The organism is Erythrobacter sp. SG61-1L (assembly GCF_001305965.1).
GTDB lineage: Bacteria > Pseudomonadota > Alphaproteobacteria > Sphingomonadales > Sphingomonadaceae > Andeanibacterium.
This window is the reverse complement of sequence record NZ_JXQC01000003.1, coordinates 3,461,386-3,487,240: the sequence shown is the minus strand read 5'-3', so window position 1 is coordinate 3,487,240 and position 25,855 is coordinate 3,461,386. Positions and strand designations below refer to the sequence as shown.

Genomic DNA, 25,855 nt, shown 5'->3' with positions numbered 1-25,855 from the left:
GCGCCACCTAGGCAGAGTGGGCATTTGCATTGCGACCCAACAAGCTGCACAGGACACACCGATGACCGAGAAGACAAAGATCGCGTTCCTTGGCCTTGGCGTTATGGGCGGGCCGATGGCCGGCCACCTCGCCCGCGCCGGATATGATGTCACAATCTACAACCGCACTCTGGCCCGCGCGGAAGCCCGGCAGGCGCTGCTGGCGCAAGAAGGCCTTTCGGTGCGCGTTGCCGCCACTCCGGCCGAGGCTGCGGCCGGGCAGGACGTTGTAATCACCTGCGTGGGCAACGATGCCGATCTGGCGCAGGTCGTGCTGGGCGATGAAGGCGCGCTGGCGGCCATGGCGCCCGGATCGCTCTATATCGACCATACCACCGTTTCCGCCGACATCGCGCGCCGCATCGCGGCAGAAGCTGACGCGCGCGGCATTCTGGCTGTGGACGCCCCCGTTTCCGGCGGGCAGGCGGGCGCGGAAAGCGGCAAGCTTTCCATCATGTGCGGCGGCACGGACGAGGCTGTGACGGCAGCCACTCCGGTGATGGAAGCCTATGCCGCGCGCATCGTGCATGTCGGCGGCCCCGGCGCCGGGCAGGTGACCAAGATGGTCAACCAGATCTGCATCGCCGGCGTGCTGCAAGGCGTGTCCGAAGCGGTGCGTTTCGCACAGGCCGCCGAACTCGACATGGACAAGGTGCTGGAAGCCGTATCGGGCGGCGCGGCGCAGAGCTGGCAGATGGTCAATCGCTGGAAGACCATGGCGGCTGGCGAATTCGATTTCGGCTTCGCGGTGGACTGGATGCGCAAGGATCTGGCCATCGCCATGGCCGAAGCGGAAAATCTGGGCGTAGAGCTGCCGGTCACCAGCGTGATCGACGGTTATTATGCCAAGGTGCAAACCATGGGCGGCGGGCGTCAGGACACCAGCGCGCTGGTCCGTTGCCTGCCGGAAGGCGGCAAGAAATGATCGCTCGCGTGGCGGCCGCGCTGGCGGCTTGTGTCCTTGCGGCATCGCCTGCCGCGGCCGACACGCTGGTCAATAATATCAATGGCGTTTCCGTGTCGCGCGACGGCACGGTGACGCAGTTCGGCGGGATGATGATCCGCGACGACGGCATCATCCGCCAGATCCTGAAGCGCGGCGAACAGCCGATGACGCCCTATCAGTATCATGTCGATGGGCAGGGCAAGACGGTCGTACCCGGCATGATCGACGCCCATCTCCACCTGATGGACCTGGGCTTTCAGGCGCTGACGCTGGACCTTTCCGAAACCACATCGCTGGCCGACGCGCAGGCGAAGATCGCCGCCTATGCCGCGCGCTTCCCCAACCGGGCATGGATCATCGGCACGGGCTGGAATCAGGAGAAATGGGGCCTCGGCCGCTTCCCCACCGCTGCCGAACTCGATGCTGCCGTGGCCGACCGCCCCGTCTGGCTGAGCCGGGTGGATGGCCATGCAGGCTGGGCCAACAGCAAGGCACTGCAGATGGCGGGCATCACCGCCAAGACGGCCGATCCCGATGGCGGCCGCATCCTGCGCACTGGCGCCACCCGCAACCCGGCGGGCGTGCTGGTGGACAATGCCCAGAAGCTGGTGGATTCCAAAGTTCCGAAGCCGCGCCCGGAAGACCGCGACCTGGCCTTCCTCACCGCGCAGGACATGCTGATCCGGCAGGGCGTAACCGCCGTGGCCGACATGGGCATATCCATCGATGACTGGCAGTCCTACCGCCGCGCGGGCGACAGTGGGCAATTGCGCATCCGCATCATGGCCTATGCCGGCAGTGTGGAAGACATGGCGCTGATCGGCGGCCCCGGCCCCACGCCGTGGCTCTATGATGACCGGCTGCGGCTGAACGGTATCAAGCTGTTTCTCGATGGCGCGCTGGGTTCGCGCGGGGCTTGGCTGAAGGCCCCCTATACCGACGATCCGGGCAATAGCGGCCTGCAATTGCTCAATCCCACCCAGCTGCGCAACATCATGAGCCGCGCCGCGCTCGACAAGTTTCAGGTGGCCATCCACGCCATTGGCGATGCGGCCAATGCCGAGGCGCTGAGCGCGATCAGCGAAATGGCGGACACCTACAAGGGCGACCGGCGCTGGCGCATCGAACATGCGCAGGTGGTTGACCCGGCAGACTTCGCGCGCTTTGCCGAAGAAGGCGCCATCGCCTCCATGCAGCCCACCCACCAGACGAGCGACCGGCTGATGGCCGAAGCGCGGCTGGGGCCGGACCGGCTGGCGGGCGCCTATGCCTGGCGTTCCATGCTGGACGCCAAGGTGCCGCTGGCCTTCGGGTCAGACGCGCCGGTGGAACTGCCCCGCCCCTTCGAAGGCATGGCCGTGGCCATCACGCGCGAGGACAAGGACGGCCAGCCCTTCGGCGGGTGGCAGCCCCAGCAAGTCATCAGCCGCGAACAGGCACTGGCGGCCTATACGGCAGGCGCAGCCTATGCCGGATTTGCCGATGGGCATTTCGGCCAGTTGACCGAAGGCGAGCGGGCGGACTTTCTGGTGGTGGATCAGGACCCGTTCCTGGCCAGCACGCAGGATTTGCGGAACACGAAAGTGCTGCAGGTGTGGATCAACGGTGCGCAGGTATTCGATGCCGCAACCGCCGTTCCACTTGAGATCAAGCAGGACGAGGCGATGAAGAGCTTCGATCTGGGTGAAACCACCGAAGCCACTCCGCCTGCCGAAGGACGGTGACGGCCTGATCCGGACGGCACGGCGCCGAAAGTGCCACCGCTCCTTTCGTCACTGCGAGCAGCACTGGATTGCCTCGCTGCGCCCACAATGACGGCGAGCTAAGGGACGGAGAGGTAAGGGACGGAGAGGTAAGGCTGTCAGCCTTCCTTCGCGGGTTCGGTGGCTGCGGGTTCTGCAGCGGATGCGGCCGCAGCGGCTTCCGCTGCCGCCTCGGCAGCAGCCTGTGCCTCTTCTTCCGCTTTCTCCTTCGCCCGCTTGCGTTCGGAGAAGTACATCAGCACCAGCGACCCTTCGAACAGCACCAGCAGTGGCGCCGCGAGCAGGAGCTGGGAGACCACATCGGGCGGCGTAATCACGGCAGCAACGATGAAGATCACCACCACCACATAACGGCGCGCACCCACCAGTTGCTCGCGCGTGACGAGGCCGGCCGTATTGAGCAGCAACAGCAGCACCGGCAGCAGGAAGCTGATGCCGAAGGCCAGGATGAAGCGCATCACCAGATCGAGATAATCGCCCATCGCAGGCAATGCTTCCTGCGTGAGGCCGCCCGCCGTCCCCTCGAAGCCGAGGAACCATTTGAAGGCAGTTGGCATGACCACGAAATAGGCCAGCGAGGCACCGGCCGCGAACAGCACCGGCGTGGCGAAGAGGAAGGGCAGGAACGCCTTCTTTTCCTTCGCATAGAGGCCCGGCGCGACAAAGGCCCAGAGCTGATTGGCGATCACAGGAAAGCTGATGAAGAAGGCAGCGAACAGCGCCACCTTGATCTCCACGAAGAAGGCTTCGTACAGCTTCGTATAGACCAGCCTGCCCTGCCCCGCAGGGAAGGCATTGGTCAGCGGGAGCACGAGGAACCCGAAAATGTCCCGCGCGAAATAGAGGCACACGCCGAAGGCCACCAGCAGCGCGGCGACGCAGCGCACCAGCCGCGCGCGCAACTCGATCAAATGATCGAGCAGCGGGGCCTGCGAATCGTCGATTTCACGGATCTTGAACACCATGGCTCAGGTCTTCTCCGGATCGGCCGGGGCAGAGGGCGCGGCAGGAGGAGCAGTCTCGCCAGCAGGCACATCGGCCACGCGCGCTTCGGCAGAGGCTGGCGGTGCGGTTTCGGCGGAGGCATCCGAAGCGGAATTGTCAGAGGCAGCCGGGTCCACGGCAGGCGGCAGCGGCACCATCTCGGCACCTCCGCCATTGGCGGCATTGGGCTGTTCCGCATCGGGGTGCTGTTCCATCACCCGGCGGTTCTGTTCCTGCCACTTCTTCTCCATTTCCTCCAGCTCCGCCTCGCGGATCATGGTTTCCATGCCGGCGCGGAAATGGTTGGAAACGCGGCGCACCTTGCCGATCCAGCGACCGGCCGTGCGCAAAGCTGCAGGCAAATCCTTTGGGCCGATGACGAGTACCGCCACGACCACGATGACCAGCAGCTCTTGCGCGCCGATGTCGAACATGATGCCAGCGGGGGCGAACCCCCGTCCTCATTCAGTTGGAGGTGGTATTATCGGGAGACTTCGTCTCCGCATTATCTGCCGCCCCCTGCTTGGGTGCATCGATCCTGGCAGGCGGAACCGCGGGCGCATCGTCGTCATTCAGGCCCTTGCGGAAGCTTTTCACGCCCTTGCCGAAATCGCCCATCATCTCGGAAATCCGGCCACGGCCGAACAGCACGAGGATTACGATCGCGATTATCAGGATCTGAACCGGCCCGATATTCATTATTGGCAACTCCGATACTTACGGGGCGGACCCTTAGCCCAGTTCGCCGGGCTTATCCAGCATCGCGGCATCATCCGCGTCCGCAAGATCGGTTTCCGAGGCCGATTCAGCCTCTTGTGCGGCCTCTCCAGCGTCCCCGCCTGTCATAAGCGCATCATAAGCGTCATCAACCGGATCAAGCAGGCCCGCTGCGCGCAATTCGTCGATGCCCGGCAGGTCGCGCCGCGATTCGAGCGAAAAGTGGCTGAGGAATTCCGGCGTGGTGGCATAGATCACCGGGCGGCCCGGCACTTCGCGGCGCCCGGCCACGCGCACCCAGCCCGCTTCCATCAGCACGTCCAGCGTTCCGCCGCTGGTCTGCACACCGCGGATCGCCTCGATCTCCGCGCGGCTGACGGGTTCGTGATAGGCCACGATCGCCAGCACTTCGGTGGCCGCGCGCGACAGGCGGCGGGCATGTTCCCGCTCGCGCCGCAGCAGATGGGCCAGATCGGGCGCGGTCTGGAACTGCCAGCGCTTGCCCCGCTCCACCAGCCGAATGCCGCGCTGGGCATAATGCGCTTCCAGTTCCTTCAGCGCCGCGCGCACATCCGCCCCGCCGAGATGGGTGGAAATCGCATCCGCGCTCAAGGCTTCTTCCGCGGCGAACAGGGTGGCCTCCACCGCACGCACCAGATCGTCCGCTTCGGGCCGGGTGCCGGCTTCGGGCACCTGTTCCTCGCTCATGCCTTGATCCGCCTGAGATGCATGGGGCCGAAAATCTCCTCCTGCCGAATTTCCGCCTTGCCCAGCCGGGCGAGTTCCAGCGCGGCGACGAAGCTGGAGGCAAGGGCGGAGCGTTGCAACTTCTTGTCCGGCCCGCCGGGCAGGAATTCGCGCAGTTCCATCCAGTCCAGCGTGACGCCAAGCATGGCAGAGACCCGGTCCAGCGCGGAATCCAGCGTCATCACCATCCGGTCGCGCACCATGTGCACTGCCGGCTGGGTGCGGGCCTTCACCTGGCCATAGGCCTGGATCAGATCGAACCAGTCGCACTGCCACAAATTCTTGCGGTCCACCCGCAGCCCTTCCGGCGCGCCGCGCAGGAACACATCGCGCCCGATCCGGTCACGCCCCATCAGCCGCGCCGCAGCCTCGCGCATCGCGCCCAGCCTTTGCAGGCGCAATTGCAGGCGCAGGGCCAGTTCTTCAGGGCTGGGATCTTCCTGCTCGTCCTTCGGCAGCAGCAGGGCGGATTTGAGATAGGCCAGCCATGCGGCCATCACGAGATAATCGGCCGCCAGTTCCAGCTTCAATGCCTCGGCCCGCTCGATATAGGCGATATATTGGTCGACGAGCGAGAGGATCGAGATGCTCTTGAGATCGACCTTCTGGCGCCGCGCAAGATCGAGCAGCAGGTCGAGCGGCCCTTCCCAACCATCGAGTTCGAGGTAGAGCGCCTCTTCCTCGCTCGTTGCCCCCTGACCGGCTGGAAACTCCCATGCATCGTCCTGCGGCAGCGGCGGGATGTCAGCGTCCAGGGAAGTTTCCTGTTCGCTCATGCCGGCTGCCCGACAAGGGCCAGCAGTGCGTCCCTCTTGGCCAGTAATGTGGCCTGATCGGTGCCGTTCTGCCCCCCTTCGGTGGCGTTGAGCGCACGGTCAAGCCTTCTGGCCGCAACCTCGCCCATGGCGGGCAAGGCACTGGCAATGCCCACCATGTCGTCCATTTTCGCCCAGCAATTCAAGGCGATGTCACAGCCCGCGGCGAGCGCCCGCGCGGCACGTTCCGGCACTGTCCCGGTCAGCGCCTCCATGTCCAGATCGTCAGTCAGCAGCAGCCCATCGAAGCCGATCCGCTTGCGGATGATCTCGCCAACCACGAAGGGGGAAAGCGTCCCTGCATTCTCATCGTCCCACGCGCGATAACGGATATGGGCCGTCATCCCCACCGGCGTATCTGCAAGGGCGCGGAAGGGGGCGAGATCGATCTCCAGCTCTTCCTCGCTCGCATCCACTACTGGCAGGGCCTTGTGGCTATCCGCCATGGCGCGGCCATGGCCTGGCATATGCTTGATGCAGCCTGCCACTCCGGCGCGGATAAGCCCCTGCAATATGGCCTTGCCCAAGGCGGCAACGCGCATCGGCTCGCTACCCAGCGCGCGGTCTCCGATTACGTCATGCGCGCCGGGCTGGCGCACATCGAGCGAAGGATGGCAATCGACCGTGATGCCCACTTCGGCGAGATCCATGCCCAGTGCCTGCGCATTGGATCGCGCCGCTTCGATCGCGCTGGCGGGGGCCAGATCGTAAAGCCGATCGAAAACTTCGCCCGGTGGAAAAGCGAGCCACTGCGGCGGCTTCATCCGCGCGACCCGCCCGCCTTCCTGATCGATGCAGATGAACAGCCGGTCCCGCCCCTGGATCGCGCGCAATTCATCGGTCAGCGCGCAGAGCTGATCGCGGCTTTCCACATTGCGGCCAAACAGGATGTAGCCTGCAGGATCGCAGTCACGGAAAAACGCCCGCTCGTCAGCGGTCAGCTGTAGTCCGGAAAGGCCAAAGATCGCTGGCGTCATGGACAGGAAGGCTCGCAGCTATGCGTCATTTCCGCAAGCATGGCGCGCGCGCGGATGTGGAAATTCACCTTGAGCCGAGCCGGCGCAGGAAACAGCCTTACGGCTTCACCTGACAGGCGCCGCCCGAAGCCTTGAGGCTATTGCACAGCGCGTTGGCCCCGGCCAGATCGCCCGCCACGGCCTGCAGGCGATAGACTTTGCCAATGTCGGCCTGCCCTTCAACCACACGGTGGCTCACACCGCTCAGCGCCTCATATTTGCCTGCCAGCTTCTGCCAGCCCTGTTCCGCGCTTTCGCGGGTGGAATAGGCGCCGACCTGCACCCCGACACCGCCTTTGGCTTCAGCAGTGGACACTGGCGATGCGGCCTTGGTGTCGATGCTGGGGCGCGGCAAATCCTCTTCGGCCAACTTGGCCTCACGCGTCTTGCCTTCGGCTACCGCAAAGCTGGTATCGCCAGTGCCGGCAAAGGTCTTGCCGCCCGGATCTTCCGGCTTGCTCTTATAGGGGCCTTCCGGCGCCTCGATCGTGCTGCCATCAGCCATAAGCGCAGGGTCAGACCGTTCGCGGGTAAACCACCAGATCGCCCCAACGAGCAGAGCGACGCCAAGAAGGCCGATCACGGCAAGAGCGGCGATCCGCGCCGTATCGACGCCTTCATCCTCGTAATCGTCGTCGCTTTCCAGCCAGGGCAGCTGGTCGTCACCATCGTCCAGCGCCAGCCGGCCGGCAGGTGCCGGTGCCGCGCCGGCATCTCCGAAAGGATCGCTTTCATCGCCGTACTGATCGCCGATCGCCATGTCTTACAGCTCCTCGACAGCCTCGACACCCAGCAGATTGAGGCCGTTCTTCACAACCTGCCCGATTTGCAGGCCGAGGAAAAGCCTTGCCCCGGTCAGTTCGGGTTGATCGGAAAGAATGAAGCGCTTGGACGGATCGTCATTGCCCAGATTCCAGTAAGCATGGAACGCTGCTGCCAGATCGTAGAGGAAGAAGGCAATCCGGTGCGGCTCGCGAGCAACCGCAGCCGCTTCCACCATGCGGGGGAACTGCGCGGCATGCTTCACCAGCGCCAGTTCTTCCTCGCCCAGCAGATCGAGATGCGCGTCGGACGGCGCAAGCCCCTCGGCTGCTGCCTTGCGCAGGGTCGAATGGATGCGCGCATGGGCATACTGCACATAGAAGACCGGATTGTCCTTCGAAGCTTCCACCACCTTGGCAAAGTCGAAATCCATCTGCGCTTCGGGCTTGCGGGTCAGCATGGTGAAGCGGACCACGTCCTTGCCCACTTCATCGACCATGTCGGCGATGGTGACGAAATTGCCCGACCGCTTGGACATCTTGGCCGGCTCGCCATCGCGCAGCAGCTGGACCATCTGGACCAGCTTCACATCGAAGGGGATCGGCTTGCCCTGCCCTTCGGACAGCGCAGCGACTGCGGCCTTGATCCGCTTCACCGTGCCGGCATGGTCCGCACCCCAGATGTCGATCAACTCGTCAGCGCTCTGGGCCTTCTGCAGATGGTAGGCCAGATCCGCACCGAAATAGGTCCACTTGCCGTCGCTCTTGCGGATCGGGCGGTCCTGATCGTCGCCGAATTTGGTCGAACGGAACAGCGGCAGTTCCACCGGCTCCCAGTCTTCCAGAGTCTTGCCCTTGGGTGCTTCAAGCACACCGTCATAGACCAGATCGTGTTCGCGCAGCCACTTCTCGGCCGCTTCGGGCTTGCCTGCGGCCTGCAGTTCCGCCTCGGAAGAGAAGAGATCGTGATGGATGCCCAGCAGCGACAGGTCCGCGCGGATCATCTCCATCATTGCGGCCACGGCGCGGGTGCGGAACAGCACCAGCCATTCCTCTTCCGGCTTGCCGAGATAGGCGTCGCCCAGTTCCTGCGCCAGCGCGGCGCCAACCGGCTTGAGGTAATCGCCCGGATAGAGGCCGGCCGGAATCTCGCCAATGTCCTCGCCCAGTGCCTCGCGATACCGCAGGTAGACCGAGCGGGCGAGCACATCGACCTGGCCGCCCGCATCGTTGACGTAATATTCGCGCGTCACGCGATAGCCCGCGAATTCCAGCAGGCTGGCCAGCGCATCGCCCACCACCGCGCCGCGGCAATGGCCCATATGCATCGGGCCGGTGGGATTGGCCGAGACATATTCGACATTCACCATCCGGCTTCCGCCCACGCTCGAACGGCCATAATCCGCGCCCAGCGCGGCAATCGCGGCCAGTTCGCCGCGCCACGCCGCATCGGATACGCGCATGTTGATAAAGCCCGGCCCGGCGATTTCGGTGGAGGTCACTTCCGGCAGCGCTTCCAGCTTTGCCGTAATCCCGCCCGCCAGTGCACGCGGATTGGTTCCAGCGGGCTTGGCCAGCACCATCGCGGCATTGGTCGCCAGATCGCCATGAGAAGGATCGCGCGGCGGCTCCACCGTCACGCTGGAGCGCGGCAGCCCTGCTGGCAACGCACCTTCCTGTTCGAGCGCGTCGAGGACATCTGCGAGATGGGCCGCGAAGGCGGCATGGATCGTCTTGGTTGCGGACATGGTTCTGGCCGTTAGCCTGTTTACTGAATGGGGAAAAGCGCCCAGCCGCCATTTGGCGGCCGGCGCGTGCGCGGGGCCATGCGGCCCGTCAGGCTCTCCCGCCAGGGGAGAGCCGGTTCATCGGGTGGCGTTATAGGCCAGCTGCGCTTCGGAAAGCTGGAAACCGACCAGCAGTTCGAAATTCGCGCGGGCAAGTGCATCGCGCACTTCCGGCAGGGTGAGCGGATCAATCGCCGCGTCTTCCTCGCCAGCCCGGCGCTTGCGGCCGATCTTATCGACGATGTCCTGCGGCAGGGTTGCTTCCGCGCGGTCGATATAGGCGCCGGCCACGCCGCTCGCCTGCGCGCGTTCCTGCCCATCGGCGAACTGGATCGTCACCGTTCCCACTCGCTTGGAGACAACGGCACTGCCGCCGCGCAGTACCGTGGAGAAATAGGGAATCTGCACCGTACGCGCGCCATTCGTGTTCGAGCGGCGTGCCAGCACGTCGAACGAGGCAGTGGCGTAGACCCGGTCGCCCGAATCGTCGCAATTGCTGCGTACATTGGTCATCACCGCAACCACGTCGATCGCATCAGCCGTACGTGCTGCGCCGTTGAACAGGGTGATATCCCCCGTGTAATCAGGAATGCCGACTGCAGGACAAACACCGCGCAGCGCGGTAACGCCCACGCCTTCGTCGATCACGAGCTGGCCCTTGGCGTGGCACCCCGCAAGCGCGGCTGCGCATGCGGCCAGGGTCGCAATCTTGGAAATCCGGCGATGGCGAGCGATCATGAAAAGTCCTCAAGGCGAAGCTGTCGGCGCAGCCCTAGCCCTTTCGCCGCGCAGCGACAACCGCTAGAGCGACCCAGATGAACGCTCCCTTTCCAAAACCACACCGTCCGGAAACGCTTATGCCCCTGATCCTGCTTATTGCAGCGCCGCGCGGTTTCTGCGCCGGCGTGGACCGCGCGATCGAGATCGTGGAGCGCGCGCTCACCCGTTATGGCGCCCCGGTCTATGTCCGGCACGAGATCGTCCATAACCGCTTTGTCGTAGAAGGGCTGAAGGCCAAGGGCGCGGTTTTCGTGGAAGAGCTGGACGAAGTGCCCGATGGCGTGCCGGTGGTATTCAGCGCGCATGGCGTGCCCAAATCCGTACCGGAAGCCGCGACGGAACGCGGGCTGAACTGGCTGGACGCCACCTGCCCGCTGGTGAGCAAGGTACACCGCCAGGCCGAACGCCAGATGGAAGCCGGGCGGCATATCGTCTTTGTGGGCCACAAGGGCCATCCCGAGGTGATCGGCACTTTTGGCCAGGTACCCGAAGGGGCGATGACGCTGGTCGAAACCGTGGAAGACGTTGCAGCCCTCGACCTGCCGGAAAAGACTTCTCTGGCTTTCCTGACCCAAACGACGCTCTCGGTGGACGACACGGCAGAGATCATTGATGCCCTCAAGGCGCGCTATCCCCAGATTGTCGGGCCCAAGGCGGAAGACATCTGTTACGCGACGTCCAACCGGCAGGCCGCGGTAAAGGCGATTGCGCCGCAATGCGATCTGGTGCTGGTGATCGGTGCACCCAACAGCTCAAACTCCCTGCGTCTGGTGGAAGTGGCCGAACGCTTCGGCACGCCCGCTCGCCTGATCCAGCGCGCGAGCGAAATCGATCCCGACTGGCTGAAGGGTGTGGCCACGCTGGGCCTCACTGCAGGCGCCTCCGCCCCTGAGAAGCTGGTGCGTGAAGTGGTCGACACGCTGTCGCAGTGGCGCGAGGTGGAAGAGCACACGCTCGTGACTGCGGAAGAGAAGATGATCTTCAAGCTGCCGCGCCAGCTGGCGGACTAGGCCGCGCGAAGGGGGACAGGCAAGTGGCAGTCTACACGCATCTCGGCGCAGAGGATCTCGCTGCGCTCATCGCGCATTATGACGTTGGTGAACTGGTTTCGGCCAAAGGCATCGCGGAAGGCGTTTCCAATTCCAACTGGCTGATCGAGACGACAGGCAGGGAAGGATATGGCGCGCGCTTCATCCTCACCATGTATGAACGGCGGATCGAACTGGCGGACCTGCCTTTCTTCCTTGGCCTGCTGGATCATCTGGCGGAACATGACTGCCCCGTGCCGCGCACGATCCATGACCGTGAAGGCGCCGCCTTCCGCATGCTGGACGGCAAGGCAGTGGCGCTGATCGAGTTCCTGCCGGGCGTTTCCATCGACCATCCCGAGGCAGAGCAGGCTTACTCAGTAGGCCGTGCCCTTGCCCGCGTTCACCTGGCCTCAGCCGATTTCGCGATGGAGCGCGCGAACGATCTCAGCCTGGCCGGCTGGGAAAATCTGGCTGGCGTCTGCGGCACGGAAGGGCTGACCCAGATCGACCCGGCATTGGCCGCAACAGTGAGCGAGGAACTGGAATATCTGCGCGAGAACTGGCCCAAGGGCCTGCCGCGCTCGGTAATCCACGCCGATCTGTTCCCCGACAATGTCCTGATGATGGGACATCAGGTCAGCGGGCTGATCGACTTCTATTTCGCCTGCTGTGACATCACAGCCTATGATCTGGCAGTGACCCATGCTGCATGGTGCTTCGATGCCGAAGGGCGCGGGTTCCGGCCGGAAATCGGCACTGCGCTGATGGAAGGCTATGAAAGCATCCGGCCCCTGTCGCACGATGAACGCGCCGCGCTGGACGTGCTGGCACGCGGGGCCTCTCTGCGCTTCCTGCTGACGCGCGCCGAAGACTGGCTGCACACGCCCGCCGATGCGCTGGTAACCCGCAAGGATCCGCTGGCATTCGCCCGGCGGCTTGCCTTCTATGCGGATCGCGGGGCCGCTGCTTTTGCCGCCCATCCTCACCCGGACCATCTGCCTTGAGGAACGGAGTGTGACGAAGGTAGAAATTTTCACCGATGGCGCATGCAAGGGCAATCCCGGCCCGGGTGGCTGGGGCGCGCTGCTGCGCATGGGCCCGCATGAGAAGGAACTTTCCGGCTCAGAAGCGCACACCACGAATAATCGCATGGAAATGATGGCAGTGATCAGTGCACTGAAGGCACTGACGCGCCCTTGCGAGGTGCAGCTTCATTCCGACAGCAAATATGTGATCGACGGCATCACCAAGTGGGTGCACGGCTGGAAGCGCAAGGGCTGGGTCAATGCGAGCAAGAAGCCAGTGCGCAATGCCGAATTATGGCACGATCTGATCGAGGCTGCCGCCCCGCACAAGATCGACTGGATCTGGGTGAAGGGCCATAATGGCCACCCCGAAAACGAACGGGTGGACAAGCTGGCCAGCGACGCGGCCGCGAGTGTGGCGGGGCGTTGAGGCCCCGCCGGATCGGGTAAGTCAGCTATTGTCCTCGACGGGAGCGTCCGGCCCGTTCTTCTTGATCGAATCGATGGCGTTCTGCGCGCTCGCCTTGCTGGAATAGCCTTCGGTCGAGAACATCACTTCGGAATTATATTTGAAGCGGACGCGGAACTCGCCTGCCTTGTCCTTATAAATCTCGAACTTGTGCGCCATGGGGCCAACTCCCTTCGTTGCTCGGTTTCGAACAGTTCGCGAAGTTGCCCTTTCCGGCGGCTGAACCGCAAGTCCTTAAGCGAAGCGACTGGCCAGATAACGCTCGCGATCCAGCGATACAGTCAAATCGTCGGCTGGCAGGTTCAGCAGGATCTGGGCTGCAAGCCGGGCGGCGGCAGGCGCCGTCTGGATGCCGAAACCACCCTGCCCGGCAAACCAGAAGAAGGCCGGATTAGCCGGATCGAAGCCATAGACCGGCAGCCGGTCGGGCGCGAAGCTCCTCAGGCCGGCCCATTTGTGCTCCACCCGTTCCACTGTCCAGTCCACAACCTGTTCGAACCGGTCAATGGCGATGGCCACGTCCAGTTCCTCGGGCGCGGCATCGCAAGGGACGCTGGGCGTTTCGTCATGCGGGCTAAGCCACAGGCGCCCGCTCTCCGGCTTGAAATAGAAGCTGCCGCCAAGATCCACTACCAGCGGCAGATCGTCCTGTGCGGCGGGAGCAGTGCGCAATTGCACCACGGTGCGTCGCAAAGGCTGAATGCCCAGCGGGTGGATTCCGGCAATCTGCGCCACCGGGTCCGCCCATGCCCCGGCAGCATTGGCCAGCACCTTGCAGTGGATCGTCGCACCGTCGGAAGTGCGCAGGGTCCAGCCACGGTCCCGGTCGTAGCCAGCTTCGGTCAGGCCAGCGCGGCAGCGCAGCTCCACCCCGGCCTTCCTTGCTTCGGCAAGATACCAACCATGGACTCCGGCGACATCGATGTCGCGGCAGTCCGGTTCGTCAACACCGTAAATCCAATCGGGCTTGAGGCCCGGGACGATCTGCTCGATCTCCTCACGTCCCAGTCGTTCCACCCTGACGCCTGCCTGCTCGAAATCGGCGATGAACGCCTCGAGTTCCGGTTCCTGCCCGGCCTTGGCGATGTTGAGCGATCCGCGATCCGACAGGAAGCCGCGTTCCTCCAGCCATTGGCCTGAAGCGGTGGTCAGCGGCTGAACCAATGGACCGCCATAGGTCTCGGCCCAGAACGCGGCGGAACGCCCGGTCGCATGGCGGCCCGGTGCGTCTTCCGCTTCCAGCATGATTACGCGAGCATGGGGTCCGAGTTCGGCCGCAAGGCTCGCCCCGGCGATTCCCGCGCCGATTACCGCAATGTCGTATGTATCGTTCAAGAGGACCTCTTCGTCCCCCGCGATGCGACAAGCGAGAGGAATCCGTCAATCGCCTCTATCGCAAGATTTCTGATGGCGTCGACTTCGCGCAACACTTCATGGTGCGCTTCCTCGCCGAACAGGAACAATTCCCCCCGTGGCAGTCGGCGGACCGCTCTCTCAATCGCGGAATAGGCCACCAGCTTGTCATGATCGGTGGCCACGACGAAAACCGGCGATTCCACTGCCTCCAGCACACCGGGCTTTTCCAGGCCCCGCACCGAGGCATACGCGCGTTCCACCCAGCCCCAGCTACCCGGCCCCATGACCAGTTCCGGCCGGTGCTGGCGCCACCATAATTCATCGCCGTAGCGTTCGGGATCATGAGTCAGCAGCATGTCACGGCCCTCCGGGACTTCGCCGGGCTTCTCGCTCCATTTCCAGGCCGGGCGGCGACGGTCGCCCAGATGGGTCATCAGACCGGCGATGGAGTGCATCAGCCAGCTTGGCAGACCCCAGGAATGGAACCCCAGCATCGGCGCCGACAAAATTGCTCCATCCGGCTCGATGGCCTTTTCCGCCAGTGCACGCAGCACCAGATGGCCGCCCATCGAATGGCCTGCGATCACGTGCGGGCCGGGCGTCTCGGCCACCCAACGGCGCCAGAACCACGCCAGATCCGCCACCCAGACGGCGAAATCGGGCACATGGCCCGTTACCGCGTCCATTCCCAGCCGCCCGGACCCTGCCTGCCCGCGCCAGTCCGATGCCGTGACCCGCCAGCCCTGCTTCGACCAGTGGTCCAGCGTTTCGAGGTATTTCTCGTAGCAGTCCCCCCGCCCTGGCAGGAACAGGATCGAACCCCTGGCACCAACATCTGGCAGGGGCCAATCGATCCGGCGAACCGGCCAGCCATCTTCGGCATGCCAGAAACCCTCCACTGCGGCCGCCGGAATGGCCCGGCGGTCGAAAGAACAGCTCTGCGCTTGGATTGGTTGGCTAATGTGAGCCTCCTGCCCGTGGTTACTTTTTAGTAAGCCCTTAAGAGTACCCGTGCCTTCTGAGACCATCAGGGGGCCTATATGGACGACGCTTCGATCCAGTACGGATTGCTTGCAGCCTTGGCAATTGCACTGCTTGTGGCAGCCTTCACCGATATCCGTTCGCGACAGATCGCGAACTGGCTGAACGCTGCCATCGCTCTTGGCGCGCCGCTTTTCTGGTGGGCCAGCGGGCTTGCGCTGTGGCCGGGCGTGGCGATCCAGCTTGGCGTTGCAGTGGCCTGTTTCGCCGTCCTTGCCGTTCTGTTCGCGCTGCGCGCGATGGGTGGCGGCGACGTGAAGCTGCTTACTGCGCTGGCCCTGTGGATCCCGCCGACGCAGTTTCTGACCCTGCTGATCGTGATGGCACTGGTGGGCGGTGTGCTCACCATCGTGTTCGGCGCCTGGCACGTCGCCCGCCGCCAGCGCGACCGCCTGGCGGTGCCTTACGGGGTCGCAATCGCAATCGGGGGATTGTGGGTACTTGCCGCGAATTACCTGCCAGCAGCCCACGCTGCAGGCGGGAATTTGGGGTGAACGGGATTTTAACCATTCTGGCCGAACATCGGGGTTCTGAATTCCCTACGGTCATTGAGGGGGCTTGACGCACCATGGACAGGAAGAAACTGGTACTGCTGCTGGGGGCGCTGATCATCGCGATCGGCACGGCCATTGCAGCGCGTAGCATGTTCGCGGGTTCCTCCGCTCCTCAGGCCGCAGCCGCGCCGCAGGAGCCTGAAGGCCCGAAGGTGCTGGTGGCACAGCGTGCACTGCCGGTCGGTACCATCATCACCGCCGATGCGGTCGCCTATCAGCTGTGGCCGAAGGAAATGGTGCAGGACGCCTATTTCATCGACGGCAAATCCGACATGAACATCCTTCTGGGTACTGTCGTTCGCCACCCGATCACAGCCGGTGAGCCGGTTACCCAGGGTTCGCTCGTCGCCCCCGGCGATCGCGGCTTCCTTGCCGCAGCGCTTGGCGCGGGCATGCGTGCCGTAACCGTTCCCGTGTCTGCCAAGACCGGCGTGGGCGGCTTCGTGTTCCCGGGCGACCGTGTCGACCTGGTGCTGACGCAGACTGTCAACGCCGGCGACTCGGGCGGTCGCGGTGCTCCGCTCAAGGCCGCCGAGACGATCCTGCGCAACATCCGCGTGCTGGCGACCGACCAGTCGACCGAAACCACCCACACGCCCGACGGCAAGACGGTGGTCCGCGACTTCCGTACCGTGACGCTCGAAGTCACGCCGAAAATCGCCGAAAAGGTCGCCGTTGCCCAGACGATCGGCACTCTCAGCCTGTCGCTGCGCTCGATTGCCGACAATCAGTCCGATCTCGAGCGCGCCATTGCCTCCGGAGATGTGAATGTGCCGGAAGGCGCATCCAAGTCTGACGAGGAAAAGATCCTGCGCACGGCGATGAGCCGCCCGCGTGACGGTGGCAGCAGCTTCGTCACCGGCGGCGACGTCTCCCGCTTCCAGCGCACCTCCATCCCGCGCGCCGATGCAACTCCGCCGCCCGCTGCCATGGCTTATAACGGCAATACCGGCACGCGCGGCAACACTCCGGCAGCGCCGGTCCGGACCGGACCGATCGTCAACGTGACCCGGGGCAAAACCACCGTCGCGGTTCCGGTCGGCAAGTAACGCCATGACCACCGCACCAAGCGAGCGAATTCAATCGAGGGGCAAAACCATGAACCGCCGCCTTATCGCCACCATGCTGACTGCGGCCGTTGCCGCCATCCCGATGGCCACTGCGCCTTCCGGCGTGGCCCACGCCCAGTCCGTGTTGCGGCCTTCCACCGACATCGTGCTTTCCGTGGGCCGTGGCCAGCTGGTCAGCGTTCCAGGCAACATGACCGACATCTTCGTTGCTAACGAGGCAATCGCGGATGTTCAGGTGAAGTCGCAGCGCCAGCTCTACGTCTTCGGCCTCTCCGGCGGTGAGACGACGGTTTATGCCAGCAACGCTTCGGGCGATGTGGTGTGGGCGGCCAACATCCGCGTGGGATCCAACATCGACAGTATCGACCAGATGCTGTCGCTGGCCATGCCCGACGCGAAGGTGTCGGTCGCCACCATGGGCAGCAACACCGTGCTGCTGACCGGCACTGTCGCCGCTCCTGAAGATGCTGCAGAAGCGGAACGCCTCGTGAAGGCCTTCGTCGGCGAGAATTCGAACGTGGTCAGCCGCCTGAAGACGGCCACGCCGCTGCAGGTGAACCTGCAGGTGAAGTTTGCCGAAGTCAGCCGTTCGCTGGTCCGTTCGCTGGGCGCGAACCTGACTTCGATCGACAGCTCCAGCGGCTTCCAGTTCGGCCTCGGATCAGGCCGCGACGGCTTCGCCAATACCTTCCGCCCGAACACGAACCCGGGTGGCTCTGCACTCGGCGCCGGCAGCAGCGTGAAAGTTACCATTCCGGACGTCAACAATCCCGGCAAATATGTCGAAGTTGACGGCACGTCGATCGAAACGATTGCCAACGGCACGACCCTGTCCGGTGCCGGCAAGCTTCTGGGCCTCGACCTGCTCGGCGCGCTTGACCTTGCCGAGCGCGACGGTCTGGTGACGACCCTTTCGCAGCCCAACCTCACCGCGCTTTCGGGCGAAACGGCAGACTTCCTTGCCGGCGGCGAGTTCCCGATCCTGATGAGCCAGGGCCTGGGCACGACTTCGGTCGAATACAAGAAATACGGCGTCAGCCTGGCTTATACGCCCACCGTATTGGCCAATGGCCGGATCTCGATCCGCGTGCGCCCCGAAGTGTCGGAGCTTTCGAGCCAGGGCGCGGTGACAATGAACAACTTCACCGTCCCTGCCCTGACCGTGCGCCGCGCGGAAACGACCGTGGAACTCGGCTCCGGCCAGAGCTTCATGATCGCAGGCCTGCTGAGCAACAATTCGCAGAACGCAATCGACAAGGCCCCCGGCCTTGGCGACGTGCCGATCCTGGGCAATCTGTTCAAGTCGACCGAATTCCAGAAGGGTCAGACCGAACTGGTGATCGTGGTCACGCCGTATCTGGTGAACCCGGTCGATGCGAACGACATCAAGCTGCCGACCGACGGCTTCCGGGCGCCCACTGCTATCCAGCAATTGCTCGGCAATCTGGAAAATGACGGTGTGACCGGCGGCGACCGCCCGAAGCCAAGCGCAATCGGCGAAGGCGCCAGCGCTCCCAAGCTCGGCCTCGAAGATTACGACGCCAAGGATCGCCCGCGCAACGGCCAGGCAGAACGCCGCGCCGAAGCCGATGTCGCTCCCGGCTTCAGCCTCAAGTGAGAAAGGTGAAAACGATGCGCATCCGCATGACCAAATCCGTCGCGACGGCACTGGCACTCACTCTGGGGCTTTCGCTCACGGCCTGCGCCAGCGAACCGACCAACCGCTCGCTCGACTCGGTCAAGCAGCCGGTGGTCGAACGATCGAACTACACCTTCGACGTCACTGCCAGCCCCGGCGGCCTTGCCATCAGCGAACAGCAACGGCTGAACGACTGGTTCAAGGCTATGGAACTCGGCTATGGCGACCGCGTCTCGATCGACGACCCCATGGCCAGCACCGCCACGCGGGAAAAGATTGCCGAGATCGCCGCACGCTACGGCATTCTGGTCAGCGATGGCGCGCCGGTAACCGAAGGCTCGGTAATTCCGGGCACGGCAAGGATCGTCGTCACCCGGTCCAAGGCTTCGGTGCCGGGTTGCCCCGACTGGGGCGGCCGAGCGGCGTCGAATTACAATAACGGCACGAATGACGGCTTCGGCTGCTCGGTAAACAGCAACCTTTCCGCCATGGTCGCCGATCCCGAACATCTGATCCACGGTGCCAAGGGCACCGGCGAGACAGTGATCATGACGTCGAACAAGGCGATTGCCAGCTATCGCGATCAGAAGCCGACCGGAACCGGCGGCCTGAACACGACCAGCACCAGCAACGCCGCCAGCGGAGGTAACTGAGCATGAACGCGCCGTGGAAAGCGGGAACGCCCAATGGACGTGATCCCTTCGCCGCCTTCGTATGCGATGAAACCGCGCTGGACGTGCTGCGCCCGGTCGTCATCGAAATGGGCTGGCAGCCTGAAAAATGCGCCAAGGGCGGCCTGCGCAACGCAGTCCAGTCGCTCTCGGTCACGGCAAGCCCGAACATCCTGATGGTCGACCTGTCGGAAAGCGGCGATCCGCTGAACGACATCAACGCGCTGGCGGAAGTTTGCGAACCGGGCACGGTGGTGATCGCCATCGGCCAGGTCAACGACGTGCGCCTGTATCGCGATCTTCTGGCCAGCGGCATCCATGACTATCTGCTCAAGCCGCTTTCGTCCGGGCAGGTGCGCGATGCACTGGTTCAGGCCCAGGCGGTCTTCTCCGCGCCGAAATCAAGCGATGCCAATGCGGCCAAGCGCCACATCTCGACCGCGGTTGTTGGCACACGCGGCGGCGTCGGCGCATCCACGCTGGTCACTTCGCTGGCATGGCTGTTTTCGACAGAGCACAAGATGCCTACCGCCCTGCTGGATCTCGACGTCCATTTCGGCACCGGCGCGCTGACGCTCGATCTGGAACCAGGCCGCGGCCTGACCGACGCGATCGACAATCCCAGCCGTATCGACGGCCTGTTCATCGAACGCGCCATGATCCGCGCGAACGACAACCTCTCGATCCTGTCGGCAGAAGCGCCGATCAACTCTCCGCTGATCACCGACGGCTCCGCCTTCGTGCAGCTGGAAGAGGAATTCCGTCACGCTTTCGAGATGACGGTGATCGACCTGCCCCGCAACATGCTGATCAACTTCCCGCATCTGCTCGCGGATGTGAATGTCGTCGTATTGGCGACCGAGCTGACGCTGGCTTCCGCGCGCGATGCGATCCGCATCCTCTCCTGGCTCAAGTCGAACGCTCCGCACGCCACTCCGGTCGTTGTGGCCAACAAGGTTCAGCAGGGTCTGGTCGAGATTTCCAAGGCGGATTTCGAGGCTTCGATCGAACGCAAGATCGATTTCACGATCCCCGATGATCAGCGTGCGGCAGTCAATGCCGCCAAGCTCGGCCAGACCTTCGTCGATGCCAACCGTTCCAGCAAGGCGGCAGGCGTGATCCGCGATGTCGCCAACGCTGTTATCGGCATGGGCGGCGAAGAAGCCGTGCTGCACCACGAAGCGAGCGCCAAGACCTCGCTGCTGGGCAAGTTCGACATCAAGTCGCTGATGGCCAAGAAGGGCAGCAAGAAGGCCGCCGAAGCGGTCGAATAAGGAATTCGGGTGGCGGGCGGCATTACGTGCCCCGGCCACACCGGTTGAAGCAGGCAAGGAAGGCAGAACCAGGCAATGAACATTCTCCAGATCGGGCTGTTCGTGTTCGCCATCACCAGCGTTCTGGGGTTGATCTACGCTGCCTTTGCCGGCCCCTCGGCTGCGAAGGAGAGCGCCCGGCGCCTCCAGTCAGTGCGCTATCGTCATTCGGAAAGCACGGTCGACAAGGTCGAATCCCAGCTCAAGAAGGCAATCGCCGCGCGCAAGCCCAAGATGCATCGCATCGCCGGCTCCAGCTCGCGTATCGAGGCCCTTGCACTGCGCCTGCATCGTAGCGGCAAGAACTGGTCGGTCACGCAATATGTCTACGCCTCGATCGGCCTTGCGCTGGCTCTGGCGGTAATTGTCTATCTCAAGTCGGGCGCGCTGCTGCTCTCGCTGGCCGTGGGCGTGCTGATCGGAGCCAGCGTGCCGCATATGGCAGTGAACTACTTCATCAAGAAGCGCACCAACTCGTTCAATACCAAGTTCCCGGACGCGCTCGAACTGCTGGTGCGCGGCCTGCGCTCCGGCCTTCCGGTGACGGAGACCTTGTCGGTTGTCGCAAGCGAAATCCCCGGCCCGGTAGGTGAGGAATTCCGCGCGATCGTAGACCGAATCAAGGTCGGTCGCTCGATGGAAGAAGCGCTTCAGGTCACGGCCGACCGCCTCGGAACTCCTGAATTCCAGTTCTTCTGCATCACCCTTGCGATCCAGCGCGAGACGGGCGGCAACCTTGCCGAGACACTCTCCAACCTGTCCGACGTTCTCAGGAAGCGTGCGCAGATGAAGCTGAAAATCAGGGCGATGAGCTCTGAATCCAAGGCCTCGGCCTATATCGTCGGCGCCCTGCCCTTCCTGGTCTTCGGCATGATCTACTGGGTCAACCCGGACTATCTGAACGACTTCTTCGTCGATGAGCGACTGATGGTCGCAGGCATTGGCGGCTTCGTCTGGATGGGCATCGGCGCGTTCATCATGGCCAAGATGGTCAGCTTCGAAATCTGATCGGGAGGAACAGCAACATGATCGGCACACCTCCCGGCCCCACGCTCCTCGGCGTCGACGTCCTTGCCGTCGGCTCCATTCTGGCGGGCGTCGCCGCACTGGCCGCAATGATGGCCGTCTATGCCGCCGTTACCGTGCGCGATCCGATGGTTCGCCGCGTGAAGACGCTCAACGCCCGGCGCGAGGAACTGAAGGCCGGCATCGTCACCGCCACTGCCAAGAAGCGCCAGAGCCTGGTCCGCAAGACCGAGACGACCGACCGCATGAAGGACGCCCTGACGGGAATGAAGGTTCTTCAGGACAGTCAGGTCAAGCAGATCCAGCAGAAGCTGGCGCAGGCCGGTTACCGCAACAAGGAATGGGCCGTCGCGGTGATCTTTGCCCGCATGGTCCTGCCCATCGTACTGGGTGTGATTGCGGTGATTCTCGTTTACTGGAGCAACACCTTCCCGGAATGGAGCAGCTTCAAGCGCTTCATGGCCTTCGCGGCCGCGATCATCGCCGGCTACAAGGCGCCTGACCTGTTCCTCAAGAACAAGATCACCAAGCGCTCCCAGGCCATGCGCAAGGGTCTGCCCGATGCGCTGGACCTTCTGGTCATCTGCGCCGAGGCCGGCCTGACCGTGGACGCCGCCTTCGCCCGCGTGGCCAAGGAACTGGGCCGCGCCTATCCCGAACTGGGCGACGAGTTCATGCTCGCGTCCATCGAACTGTCCTTCCTTACCGAACGAAGGATGGCATTCGAGAATCTCGCCTATCGCGTCGATCTGGACTCCATCCGCGGCGTGGTGACCACCATGATCCAGACGGAGCGCTACGGTACGCCGCTGGCATCCTCGCTGCGCGTCCTGTCCGCCGAGTTCCGCAATGAGCGCATGATGCGAGCGGAAGAGAAGGCAGCGAGATTGCCCGCGATCATGACGGTTCCGCTGATCCTGTTCATTCTGCCGGTGTTGTTCATCGTGATCCTCGGCCCAGCGGCCTGTGCCATCGGCGACACCTTCGCCAACCGGCCTGGCGGCGGCTGATCCAGCCGGACCACTGACAGAGCAAAGGCCCTTTCCGCCAGCCGGAAAGGGCCTTTCGCTGCTTTGGGAAGCCTTGCGACCGCTTGCCCTGGGGTGATGTCAACCCGGCGCCTCAGTCGTAATTGCCGCTGTCGATACCTTCAGCGTGCAGATCGCGCACCTCCTGTTTGAGACGCACAAGCAGTCCCTTGAAGCCTGCAATCTCCTCGGCAGTGAATCTGGATAGCAGCCGCCGTTCCATCTCCAGTGCGAGCGGCATGATCTCACCATACATCCGCCGACCTTCTTCGGTGAGTTCAAGCAGGTGCGAACGCCCGTCCTTGGTATTGGGCTGGCGCCATACGAGGCCACGTTCCTCCAGTTCCTTGCAGGCGCGGTTGACGGCGACCTTGTCCATCAGGGTCATCGCCGTCAGCTCGCGCTGAGTCAGCGCACCGGCATCGCCCAGCACCGCCATTACTCGCCACTCCGGCACCTTGAGGCCGAAGCGGCTCCGATATTCGAGCGCAATGCGCCCGCTTACGGCATTCGACGTGACCGAAAGCATGTAGGGCAAAAAATCGGAGAGGGGCGATTTAACGTCCATATGGTTTTTGCTGTAACGATTTTGCATTGCAAAATGCAAGTATCGAACGGTAACGCCGTCCAAAATGGCACGAACTGGCTGCCCCGGCGTCAGTATTTATCGTTTTTGTGCCGGCACTGCCCGGCCAAGCACGCGACCGGCCACGGCGTCCAGCCGGGCGACAAGTGCCTGATCCCGCTTTTCCGGGGAAGTGACGATCGCGCCTTCGAGCGCCGTGTCGATCGGGCTGGAGCTGCGTTCCTTGGGCAACAGGCCTGCCAGCGCAGTCAGGGCAGCACGCGCCTTTCCCGCATTGTCGTGCATCACCCGCAGCACTTCTTCAACGTCCACCGCTTCGCCGCTTTCCCGCCAGCAATCGTAATCGGTGACCATTGCCAGCAGGGCGTAAGGCAATTCCGCCTCCCGCGCGAGGCGGGCTTCCGGCAGGGCCGTCATGCCGATCACATCCGCGCCCCAAGCGCGGTACATGTGGCTTTCCGCTCTAGTCGAAAACTGCGGCCCCTCGATTGCCGCATAACAGCCGCCGCGATGCACGATCGCCCCGGCCTTTTCCGCTGCATCGCCGACAAAGCCGGAAAGGCGAGGGCAAGTGGGATCGGCGAGGCTGACATGGGCGACCAGCCCTTCCCCGAAGAAGCTCCGGTCCCGGCCCAGAGTGCGGTCGATCATCTGGTCGACCACCACGAACCCGCCCGGTGCGAATTCCTCGCGCAGCGAACCGATGGCCGAGATGGACAGGATGTCGGTCACGCCGCAACGCTTCAGAACATCGATATTGGCGCGGTAATTCACCGTTCCCGGAGACATGCGGTGCCCGGCACCGTGGCGGGCCAGAAAGGTGAAGCGCACATCGCCAATGCGCCCGGTAGTTACCGGGCCGGACGGTTCGCCGAAGCTGCTGCGCACCGTGATCTGCTGAGCTTCCTCCACAACCTCTGCATCATAGAGACCGGTTCCGCCGATCACGCCGATATGCCAGCTTGCAGTCATCCGTTCCTCAGCAATCCTGCCATGATGAAATCTATCAGATGCGCGCGGTAGCGGTCGCGCAATTCCTCGGACAAGGCATCTTCTCCGAAGCAATAACGCATGAACAGCCGCGCTGCGAAAAACCGGTCAACCGAGCCGGTCACGCTGAAATAGAAGAGTTGTGGGTCAACCTCGCGAAACACCCCGGCTTCCACGCCTTCACCGATCAGTTGATCGTACGCGGAATAGATCGGGCTAAGATAGGTGTTCGCGATCCGCTGTGCCTCCACTGCTTCGCTTTCGCGGATAAGCCGCATCAGCAGACGCTGGATGTAGGGGACATCGTAAAAACGGTCCACCACCGCGGAAATGTGGCGGCGCAGCTTCGTCTCCGGATCGTGTTCCGACGCCAGCAAGGCATCGACCGAGGCCAGAATGCTGGTCATATCCCGGTCCAGCAGGGATTTCATCAGCCCCGCCTTGTTGCCGAAATAATATTTCACCAGCGCCGAGTTGAGCCCCGAGCGACGACTGAGCTGGGCCAGCGAAATGTCGACCGTATCGGTCTCGCGCATGATGGCAGACGCGGTAGCAAGCAATTGCTCCCGCGCTTCAGACGTAGTGTCCGGTGCTGCCGCCATGTCCTTGCCCCCCGGCCTTGCGCCTTACTTCGGCTGCATTCGGATCGCACCGTCGAGACGGACATGCTCGCCGTTGAAATAGCCGATCTCGATCATGGTCATCACCAGCGCAGCATATTCTTCAGGATGGCCGAGCCGCTTCGGGAACGGCACCTGAGCGGCAAGCGATTCCTGCGCTGCTTCCGGCAGGCCTGCCAGCAGCGGTGTACGGAAGATGCCCGGCAGGATCGTGTTTACGCGGATGCCCTCGCTCATCAGGTCACGCGCGATGGGCAGCGTCATGCCCACGATGCCGCCCTTGGAAGCAGAATAGGCAGCCTGCCCCATCTGGCCATCGACGGCAGCAACAGATGCAGTGTTGACGATAGCCCCGCGCTCATTGTCCACCAGCGGCTCCAGCGTCATCATGCCCGCAGCAGCCTTGGCGATGCAGCGGAAGGTGCCGACCGTGTTCACTTCCAGCGTCTTGGCAAAGGCGGCTATCGGAAAGTGCGAGATCGCACCCGTTTCGCGGTCGCGCCGAGTCGTCTTGCCGATGGTGCCGATACCGGCGCAATTCACCAAAATCCGTTCCTGCCCATGGGCTGCACGAGCCTTGGCGAAACCGGCATCGACGGACTCGTCGGAAGTGACATCCACCTGGCAAAAGATGCCGCCGATTTCGGCGGCGACAGATTCGCCCTTTTCCTGCTGCAGGTCGAAAAGCGCAACCTTGGCCCCACGCGCGGCCAGCGCACGAGCGGTCGCCTCGCCCAGGCCGGAAGCGCCACCAGTAATGACGGCGGAAACGGTGTTGTCGATCTTCAAGCTAGCCTCCCTCGCGCCGGAATCGGCGGAAAATTAAGCGACCGGCTAAGCAGGTCGTCCTGCCCGGTCAAGCCGGGAGCTAAGTCGGCAAATATTTCGTCTCGATTGCAACTGTTGTGCGATTGCAACATTCGGGCAATGAATGCCGCAACGCAAAGTAATTTGAATTGAAACCAATCCGGGCTTCACGCAGGTGGTAGGTAGCACACACGCTATTTCGTCGTCCGGGCACGCTGCAAAGGGGATGTCCGGACAACGTTCACATCAAAGCGCCCTGCCATGAGCAGGGCCT

28 protein-coding genes are annotated in these 25,855 nt (G+C 63.5%); 12 read left to right on the top strand and 16 right to left on the bottom strand.

The annotated features are described in order from the left end of the window. The first annotated feature begins 28 nt into the window (after nucleotides 1-28). Together SZ64_RS17055 and SZ64_RS17050 are read left to right on the top strand one after the other, a co-directional pair. Nucleotides 29-964: an NAD(P)-dependent oxidoreductase gene (locus SZ64_RS17055; RefSeq protein ID WP_277813755.1), complete on the top strand. Its 936-nt coding sequence runs from the start codon at nucleotides 29-31 to the stop codon at nucleotides 962-964. Beyond that, nucleotides 961-2,709, top strand: a complete 1,749-nt coding sequence (locus SZ64_RS17050; RefSeq protein WP_082384672.1) for an amidohydrolase — start codon at nucleotides 961-963, stop codon at nucleotides 2,707-2,709. The genes SZ64_RS17055 and SZ64_RS17050 overlap by 4 nt, the downstream gene beginning before the upstream one ends. Before the next feature lie 137 nt (nucleotides 2,710-2,846). Here the strand turns inward: SZ64_RS17050 and tatC are convergent, their stop codons facing one another. From tatC to SZ64_RS17005, 9 genes are all read right to left on the bottom strand, one after another. Then, nucleotides 2,847-3,713 (bottom strand): twin-arginine translocase subunit TatC, encoded by an 867-nt coding sequence (tatC, locus tag SZ64_RS17045; RefSeq protein WP_054531907.1) that lies wholly within the window; start codon nucleotides 3,711-3,713, stop codon nucleotides 2,847-2,849. A gap of 3 nt (nucleotides 3,714-3,716) precedes the next feature. Next, the gene (gene tatB / locus SZ64_RS17040) at nucleotides 3,717-4,166 is read right to left on the bottom strand and encodes a Sec-independent protein translocase protein TatB (RefSeq protein WP_054531906.1); all 450 of its coding nucleotides are present in this window, start codon (nucleotides 4,164-4,166) and stop codon (nucleotides 3,717-3,719) included. A 31-nt stretch (nucleotides 4,167-4,197) separates the two neighbouring features. Further along, nucleotides 4,198-4,431: a twin-arginine translocase TatA/TatE family subunit gene (gene tatA / locus SZ64_RS17035; RefSeq protein ID WP_193391538.1), complete on the bottom strand. Its 234-nt coding sequence runs from the start codon at nucleotides 4,429-4,431 to the stop codon at nucleotides 4,198-4,200. Nucleotides 4,432-4,464: 33 nt separating this feature from the next. Continuing rightward, complete coding sequence (scpB, locus tag SZ64_RS17030) at nucleotides 4,465-5,157, bottom strand: SMC-Scp complex subunit ScpB (RefSeq protein ID WP_054531905.1); 693 nt, start codon at nucleotides 5,155-5,157, stop codon at nucleotides 4,465-4,467. Further along, nucleotides 5,154-5,972, bottom strand: coding sequence for a ScpA family protein (locus tag SZ64_RS17025; RefSeq protein ID WP_082384671.1), 819 nt, complete (start codon nucleotides 5,970-5,972; stop codon nucleotides 5,154-5,156). The genes scpB and SZ64_RS17025 overlap by 4 nt, the downstream gene beginning before the upstream one ends. Continuing rightward, complete coding sequence (gene nagZ / locus SZ64_RS17020; RefSeq protein ID WP_054531904.1) at nucleotides 5,969-6,988, bottom strand: beta-N-acetylhexosaminidase; 1,020 nt, start codon at nucleotides 6,986-6,988, stop codon at nucleotides 5,969-5,971. The genes SZ64_RS17025 and nagZ overlap by 4 nt, the downstream gene beginning before the upstream one ends. A gap of 97 nt (nucleotides 6,989-7,085) precedes the next feature. After that, nucleotides 7,086-7,787 (bottom strand): SPOR domain-containing protein, encoded by a 702-nt coding sequence (locus tag SZ64_RS17015; RefSeq protein ID WP_054531903.1) that lies wholly within the window; start codon nucleotides 7,785-7,787, stop codon nucleotides 7,086-7,088. 3 nt (nucleotides 7,788-7,790) lie between these two features. Beyond that, on the bottom strand, nucleotides 7,791-9,536 hold the full coding sequence (gene argS, locus SZ64_RS17010) for an arginine--tRNA ligase (RefSeq protein WP_054531902.1): 1,746 nt from the start codon (nucleotides 9,534-9,536) through the stop codon (nucleotides 7,791-7,793). A gap of 117 nt (nucleotides 9,537-9,653) precedes the next feature. Then, nucleotides 9,654-10,313, bottom strand: a complete 660-nt coding sequence (locus SZ64_RS17005) for a hypothetical protein (protein ID WP_054531901.1) — start codon at nucleotides 10,311-10,313, stop codon at nucleotides 9,654-9,656. Nucleotides 10,314-10,390: 77 nt separating this feature from the next. On the opposite strand from SZ64_RS17005, the gene ispH reads away from it, so the two are divergent. The 3 genes from ispH to rnhA are packed head-to-tail and all read left to right on the top strand — an operon-like array spanning nucleotide 10,391 to nucleotide 12,841. Further along, nucleotides 10,391-11,365 carry a 4-hydroxy-3-methylbut-2-enyl diphosphate reductase gene (ispH, locus tag SZ64_RS17000; RefSeq protein WP_054531900.1) on the top strand — a complete coding sequence of 325 codons (975 nt, stop codon included), beginning with the start codon at nucleotides 10,391-10,393 and terminating at the stop codon, nucleotides 11,363-11,365. Nucleotides 11,366-11,388: 23 nt separating this feature from the next. Further along, a complete protein-coding gene (thrB, locus tag SZ64_RS16995) occupies nucleotides 11,389-12,390 on the top strand; it encodes a homoserine kinase (protein WP_054531899.1) in 1,002 nt (333 codons plus the stop codon). Nucleotides 12,391-12,400: 10 nt separating this feature from the next. After that, nucleotides 12,401-12,841 carry a ribonuclease HI gene (rnhA, locus tag SZ64_RS16990; RefSeq protein ID WP_054532340.1) on the top strand — a complete coding sequence of 147 codons (441 nt, stop codon included), beginning with the start codon at nucleotides 12,401-12,403 and terminating at the stop codon, nucleotides 12,839-12,841. 21 nt (nucleotides 12,842-12,862) lie between these two features. Here rnhA and SZ64_RS18365 read toward each other — a convergent pair whose 3' ends face one another. The 3 genes from SZ64_RS18365 to SZ64_RS16980 form a co-directional block, all read right to left on the bottom strand. Further along, nucleotides 12,863-13,039 carry a YegP family protein gene (locus tag SZ64_RS18365; RefSeq protein ID WP_082384670.1) on the bottom strand — a complete coding sequence of 59 codons (177 nt, stop codon included), beginning with the start codon at nucleotides 13,037-13,039 and terminating at the stop codon, nucleotides 12,863-12,865. A 75-nt stretch (nucleotides 13,040-13,114) separates the two neighbouring features. After that, nucleotides 13,115-14,215 carry an FAD-dependent oxidoreductase gene (locus SZ64_RS16985; protein ID WP_054531898.1) on the bottom strand — a complete coding sequence of 367 codons (1,101 nt, stop codon included), beginning with the start codon at nucleotides 14,213-14,215 and terminating at the stop codon, nucleotides 13,115-13,117. Next, nucleotides 14,212-15,135 (bottom strand): alpha/beta hydrolase, encoded by a 924-nt coding sequence (locus SZ64_RS16980; RefSeq protein ID WP_241773077.1) that lies wholly within the window; start codon nucleotides 15,133-15,135, stop codon nucleotides 14,212-14,214. The genes SZ64_RS16985 and SZ64_RS16980 overlap by 4 nt, the downstream gene beginning before the upstream one ends. 141 nt (nucleotides 15,136-15,276) lie before the next feature. On the opposite strand from SZ64_RS16980, the gene SZ64_RS16975 reads away from it, so the two are divergent. From SZ64_RS16975 to SZ64_RS16945, 7 genes are all read left to right on the top strand, one after another. Beyond that, nucleotides 15,277-15,771 carry a prepilin peptidase gene (locus SZ64_RS16975; protein ID WP_054531897.1) on the top strand — a complete coding sequence of 165 codons (495 nt, stop codon included), beginning with the start codon at nucleotides 15,277-15,279 and terminating at the stop codon, nucleotides 15,769-15,771. A gap of 74 nt (nucleotides 15,772-15,845) precedes the next feature. After that, nucleotides 15,846-16,880 carry a Flp pilus assembly protein CpaB gene (cpaB, locus tag SZ64_RS16970; protein ID WP_054531896.1) on the top strand — a complete coding sequence of 345 codons (1,035 nt, stop codon included), beginning with the start codon at nucleotides 15,846-15,848 and terminating at the stop codon, nucleotides 16,878-16,880. A 49-nt stretch (nucleotides 16,881-16,929) separates the two neighbouring features. Then, a complete protein-coding gene (locus SZ64_RS16965; RefSeq protein ID WP_082384667.1) occupies nucleotides 16,930-18,519 on the top strand; it encodes a type II and III secretion system protein family protein in 1,590 nt (529 codons plus the stop codon). A gap of 14 nt (nucleotides 18,520-18,533) precedes the next feature. Continuing rightward, entirely contained in the window at nucleotides 18,534-19,193 is a 660-nt protein-coding gene (locus tag SZ64_RS16960) for a CpaD family pilus assembly protein (RefSeq protein ID WP_054531894.1), read from the top strand. A 2-nt stretch (nucleotides 19,194-19,195) separates the two neighbouring features. Next, complete coding sequence (locus SZ64_RS16955; RefSeq protein WP_054531893.1) at nucleotides 19,196-20,485, top strand: pilus assembly protein CpaE; 1,290 nt, start codon at nucleotides 19,196-19,198, stop codon at nucleotides 20,483-20,485. A 75-nt stretch (nucleotides 20,486-20,560) separates the two neighbouring features. After that, nucleotides 20,561-21,532, top strand: coding sequence for a type II secretion system F family protein (locus SZ64_RS16950; RefSeq protein ID WP_054531892.1), 972 nt, complete (start codon nucleotides 20,561-20,563; stop codon nucleotides 21,530-21,532). Nucleotides 21,533-21,549: 17 nt separating this feature from the next. Then, complete coding sequence (locus SZ64_RS16945; protein ID WP_054531891.1) at nucleotides 21,550-22,560, top strand: type II secretion system F family protein; 1,011 nt, start codon at nucleotides 21,550-21,552, stop codon at nucleotides 22,558-22,560. A gap of 112 nt (nucleotides 22,561-22,672) precedes the next feature. On the opposite strand, the gene SZ64_RS16940 is transcribed toward SZ64_RS16945, so the two are convergent. From SZ64_RS16940 to SZ64_RS16925, 4 genes are all read right to left on the bottom strand, one after another. Continuing rightward, nucleotides 22,673-23,146, bottom strand: a complete 474-nt coding sequence (locus SZ64_RS16940; protein ID WP_054531890.1) for a MarR family winged helix-turn-helix transcriptional regulator — start codon at nucleotides 23,144-23,146, stop codon at nucleotides 22,673-22,675. A gap of 96 nt (nucleotides 23,147-23,242) precedes the next feature. Beyond that, nucleotides 23,243-24,136 carry an S-methyl-5'-thioadenosine phosphorylase gene (gene mtnP / locus SZ64_RS16935; protein ID WP_054531889.1) on the bottom strand — a complete coding sequence of 298 codons (894 nt, stop codon included), beginning with the start codon at nucleotides 24,134-24,136 and terminating at the stop codon, nucleotides 23,243-23,245. Further along, nucleotides 24,133-24,756: a TetR family transcriptional regulator gene (locus tag SZ64_RS16930; protein WP_054531888.1), complete on the bottom strand. Its 624-nt coding sequence runs from the start codon at nucleotides 24,754-24,756 to the stop codon at nucleotides 24,133-24,135. The genes mtnP and SZ64_RS16930 overlap by 4 nt, the downstream gene beginning before the upstream one ends. Before the next feature lie 24 nt (nucleotides 24,757-24,780). Next, on the bottom strand, nucleotides 24,781-25,563 hold the full coding sequence (locus SZ64_RS16925; protein WP_054531887.1) for an SDR family NAD(P)-dependent oxidoreductase: 783 nt from the start codon (nucleotides 25,561-25,563) through the stop codon (nucleotides 24,781-24,783). Nucleotides 25,564-25,855: the final 292 nt, after the last annotated feature.

Excerpts from the sequence above, each read along its gene's own strand:
- tatA (WP_193391538.1), bottom strand. The coding sequence starts at position 4,431 with ATGAATATCGGGCCGGTTCAGATCCTGATAATCGCGATCGTAATCCTC.
- mtnP (WP_054531889.1), bottom strand. The coding sequence starts at position 24,136 with ATGACTGCAAGCTGGCATATCGGCGTGATCGGCGGAACCGGTCTCTAT.
- SZ64_RS18365 (WP_082384670.1), bottom strand. The coding sequence starts at position 13,039 with ATGGCGCACAAGTTCGAGATTTATAAGGACAAGGCAGGCGAGTTCCGC.
- tatB (WP_054531906.1), bottom strand. The coding sequence starts at position 4,166 with ATGTTCGACATCGGCGCGCAAGAGCTGCTGGTCATCGTGGTCGTGGCG.
- SZ64_RS16940 (WP_054531890.1), bottom strand. The coding sequence starts at position 23,146 with ATGGACGTTAAATCGCCCCTCTCCGATTTTTTGCCCTACATGCTTTCG.
- SZ64_RS16975 (WP_054531897.1), top strand. The coding sequence starts at position 15,277 with ATGGACGACGCTTCGATCCAGTACGGATTGCTTGCAGCCTTGGCAATT.
- SZ64_RS16930 (WP_054531888.1), bottom strand. The coding sequence starts at position 24,756 with ATGGCGGCAGCACCGGACACTACGTCTGAAGCGCGGGAGCAATTGCTT.
- SZ64_RS17015 (WP_054531903.1), bottom strand. The coding sequence starts at position 7,787 with ATGGCGATCGGCGATCAGTACGGCGATGAAAGCGATCCTTTCGGAGAT.
- SZ64_RS17005 (WP_054531901.1), bottom strand. The coding sequence starts at position 10,313 with ATGATCGCTCGCCATCGCCGGATTTCCAAGATTGCGACCCTGGCCGCA.
- nagZ (WP_054531904.1), bottom strand. The coding sequence starts at position 6,988 with ATGACGCCAGCGATCTTTGGCCTTTCCGGACTACAGCTGACCGCTGAC.
- SZ64_RS16955 (WP_054531893.1), top strand. The coding sequence starts at position 19,196 with ATGAACGCGCCGTGGAAAGCGGGAACGCCCAATGGACGTGATCCCTTC.
- tatC (WP_054531907.1), bottom strand. The coding sequence starts at position 3,713 with ATGGTGTTCAAGATCCGTGAAATCGACGATTCGCAGGCCCCGCTGCTC.
- SZ64_RS16945 (WP_054531891.1), top strand. The coding sequence starts at position 21,550 with ATGATCGGCACACCTCCCGGCCCCACGCTCCTCGGCGTCGACGTCCTT.
- ispH (WP_054531900.1), top strand. The coding sequence starts at position 10,391 with ATGAACGCTCCCTTTCCAAAACCACACCGTCCGGAAACGCTTATGCCC.
- argS (WP_054531902.1), bottom strand. The coding sequence starts at position 9,536 with ATGTCCGCAACCAAGACGATCCATGCCGCCTTCGCGGCCCATCTCGCA.
- SZ64_RS16950 (WP_054531892.1), top strand. The coding sequence starts at position 20,561 with ATGAACATTCTCCAGATCGGGCTGTTCGTGTTCGCCATCACCAGCGTT.
- scpB (WP_054531905.1), bottom strand. The coding sequence starts at position 5,157 with ATGAGCGAGGAACAGGTGCCCGAAGCCGGCACCCGGCCCGAAGCGGAC.
- SZ64_RS16960 (WP_054531894.1), top strand. The coding sequence starts at position 18,534 with ATGCGCATCCGCATGACCAAATCCGTCGCGACGGCACTGGCACTCACT.
- cpaB (WP_054531896.1), top strand. The coding sequence starts at position 15,846 with ATGGACAGGAAGAAACTGGTACTGCTGCTGGGGGCGCTGATCATCGCG.
- SZ64_RS17025 (WP_082384671.1), bottom strand. The coding sequence starts at position 5,972 with ATGAGCGAACAGGAAACTTCCCTGGACGCTGACATCCCGCCGCTGCCG.
- SZ64_RS16965 (WP_082384667.1), top strand. The coding sequence starts at position 16,930 with ATGAACCGCCGCCTTATCGCCACCATGCTGACTGCGGCCGTTGCCGCC.
- SZ64_RS17050 (WP_082384672.1), top strand. The coding sequence starts at position 961 with ATGATCGCTCGCGTGGCGGCCGCGCTGGCGGCTTGTGTCCTTGCGGCA.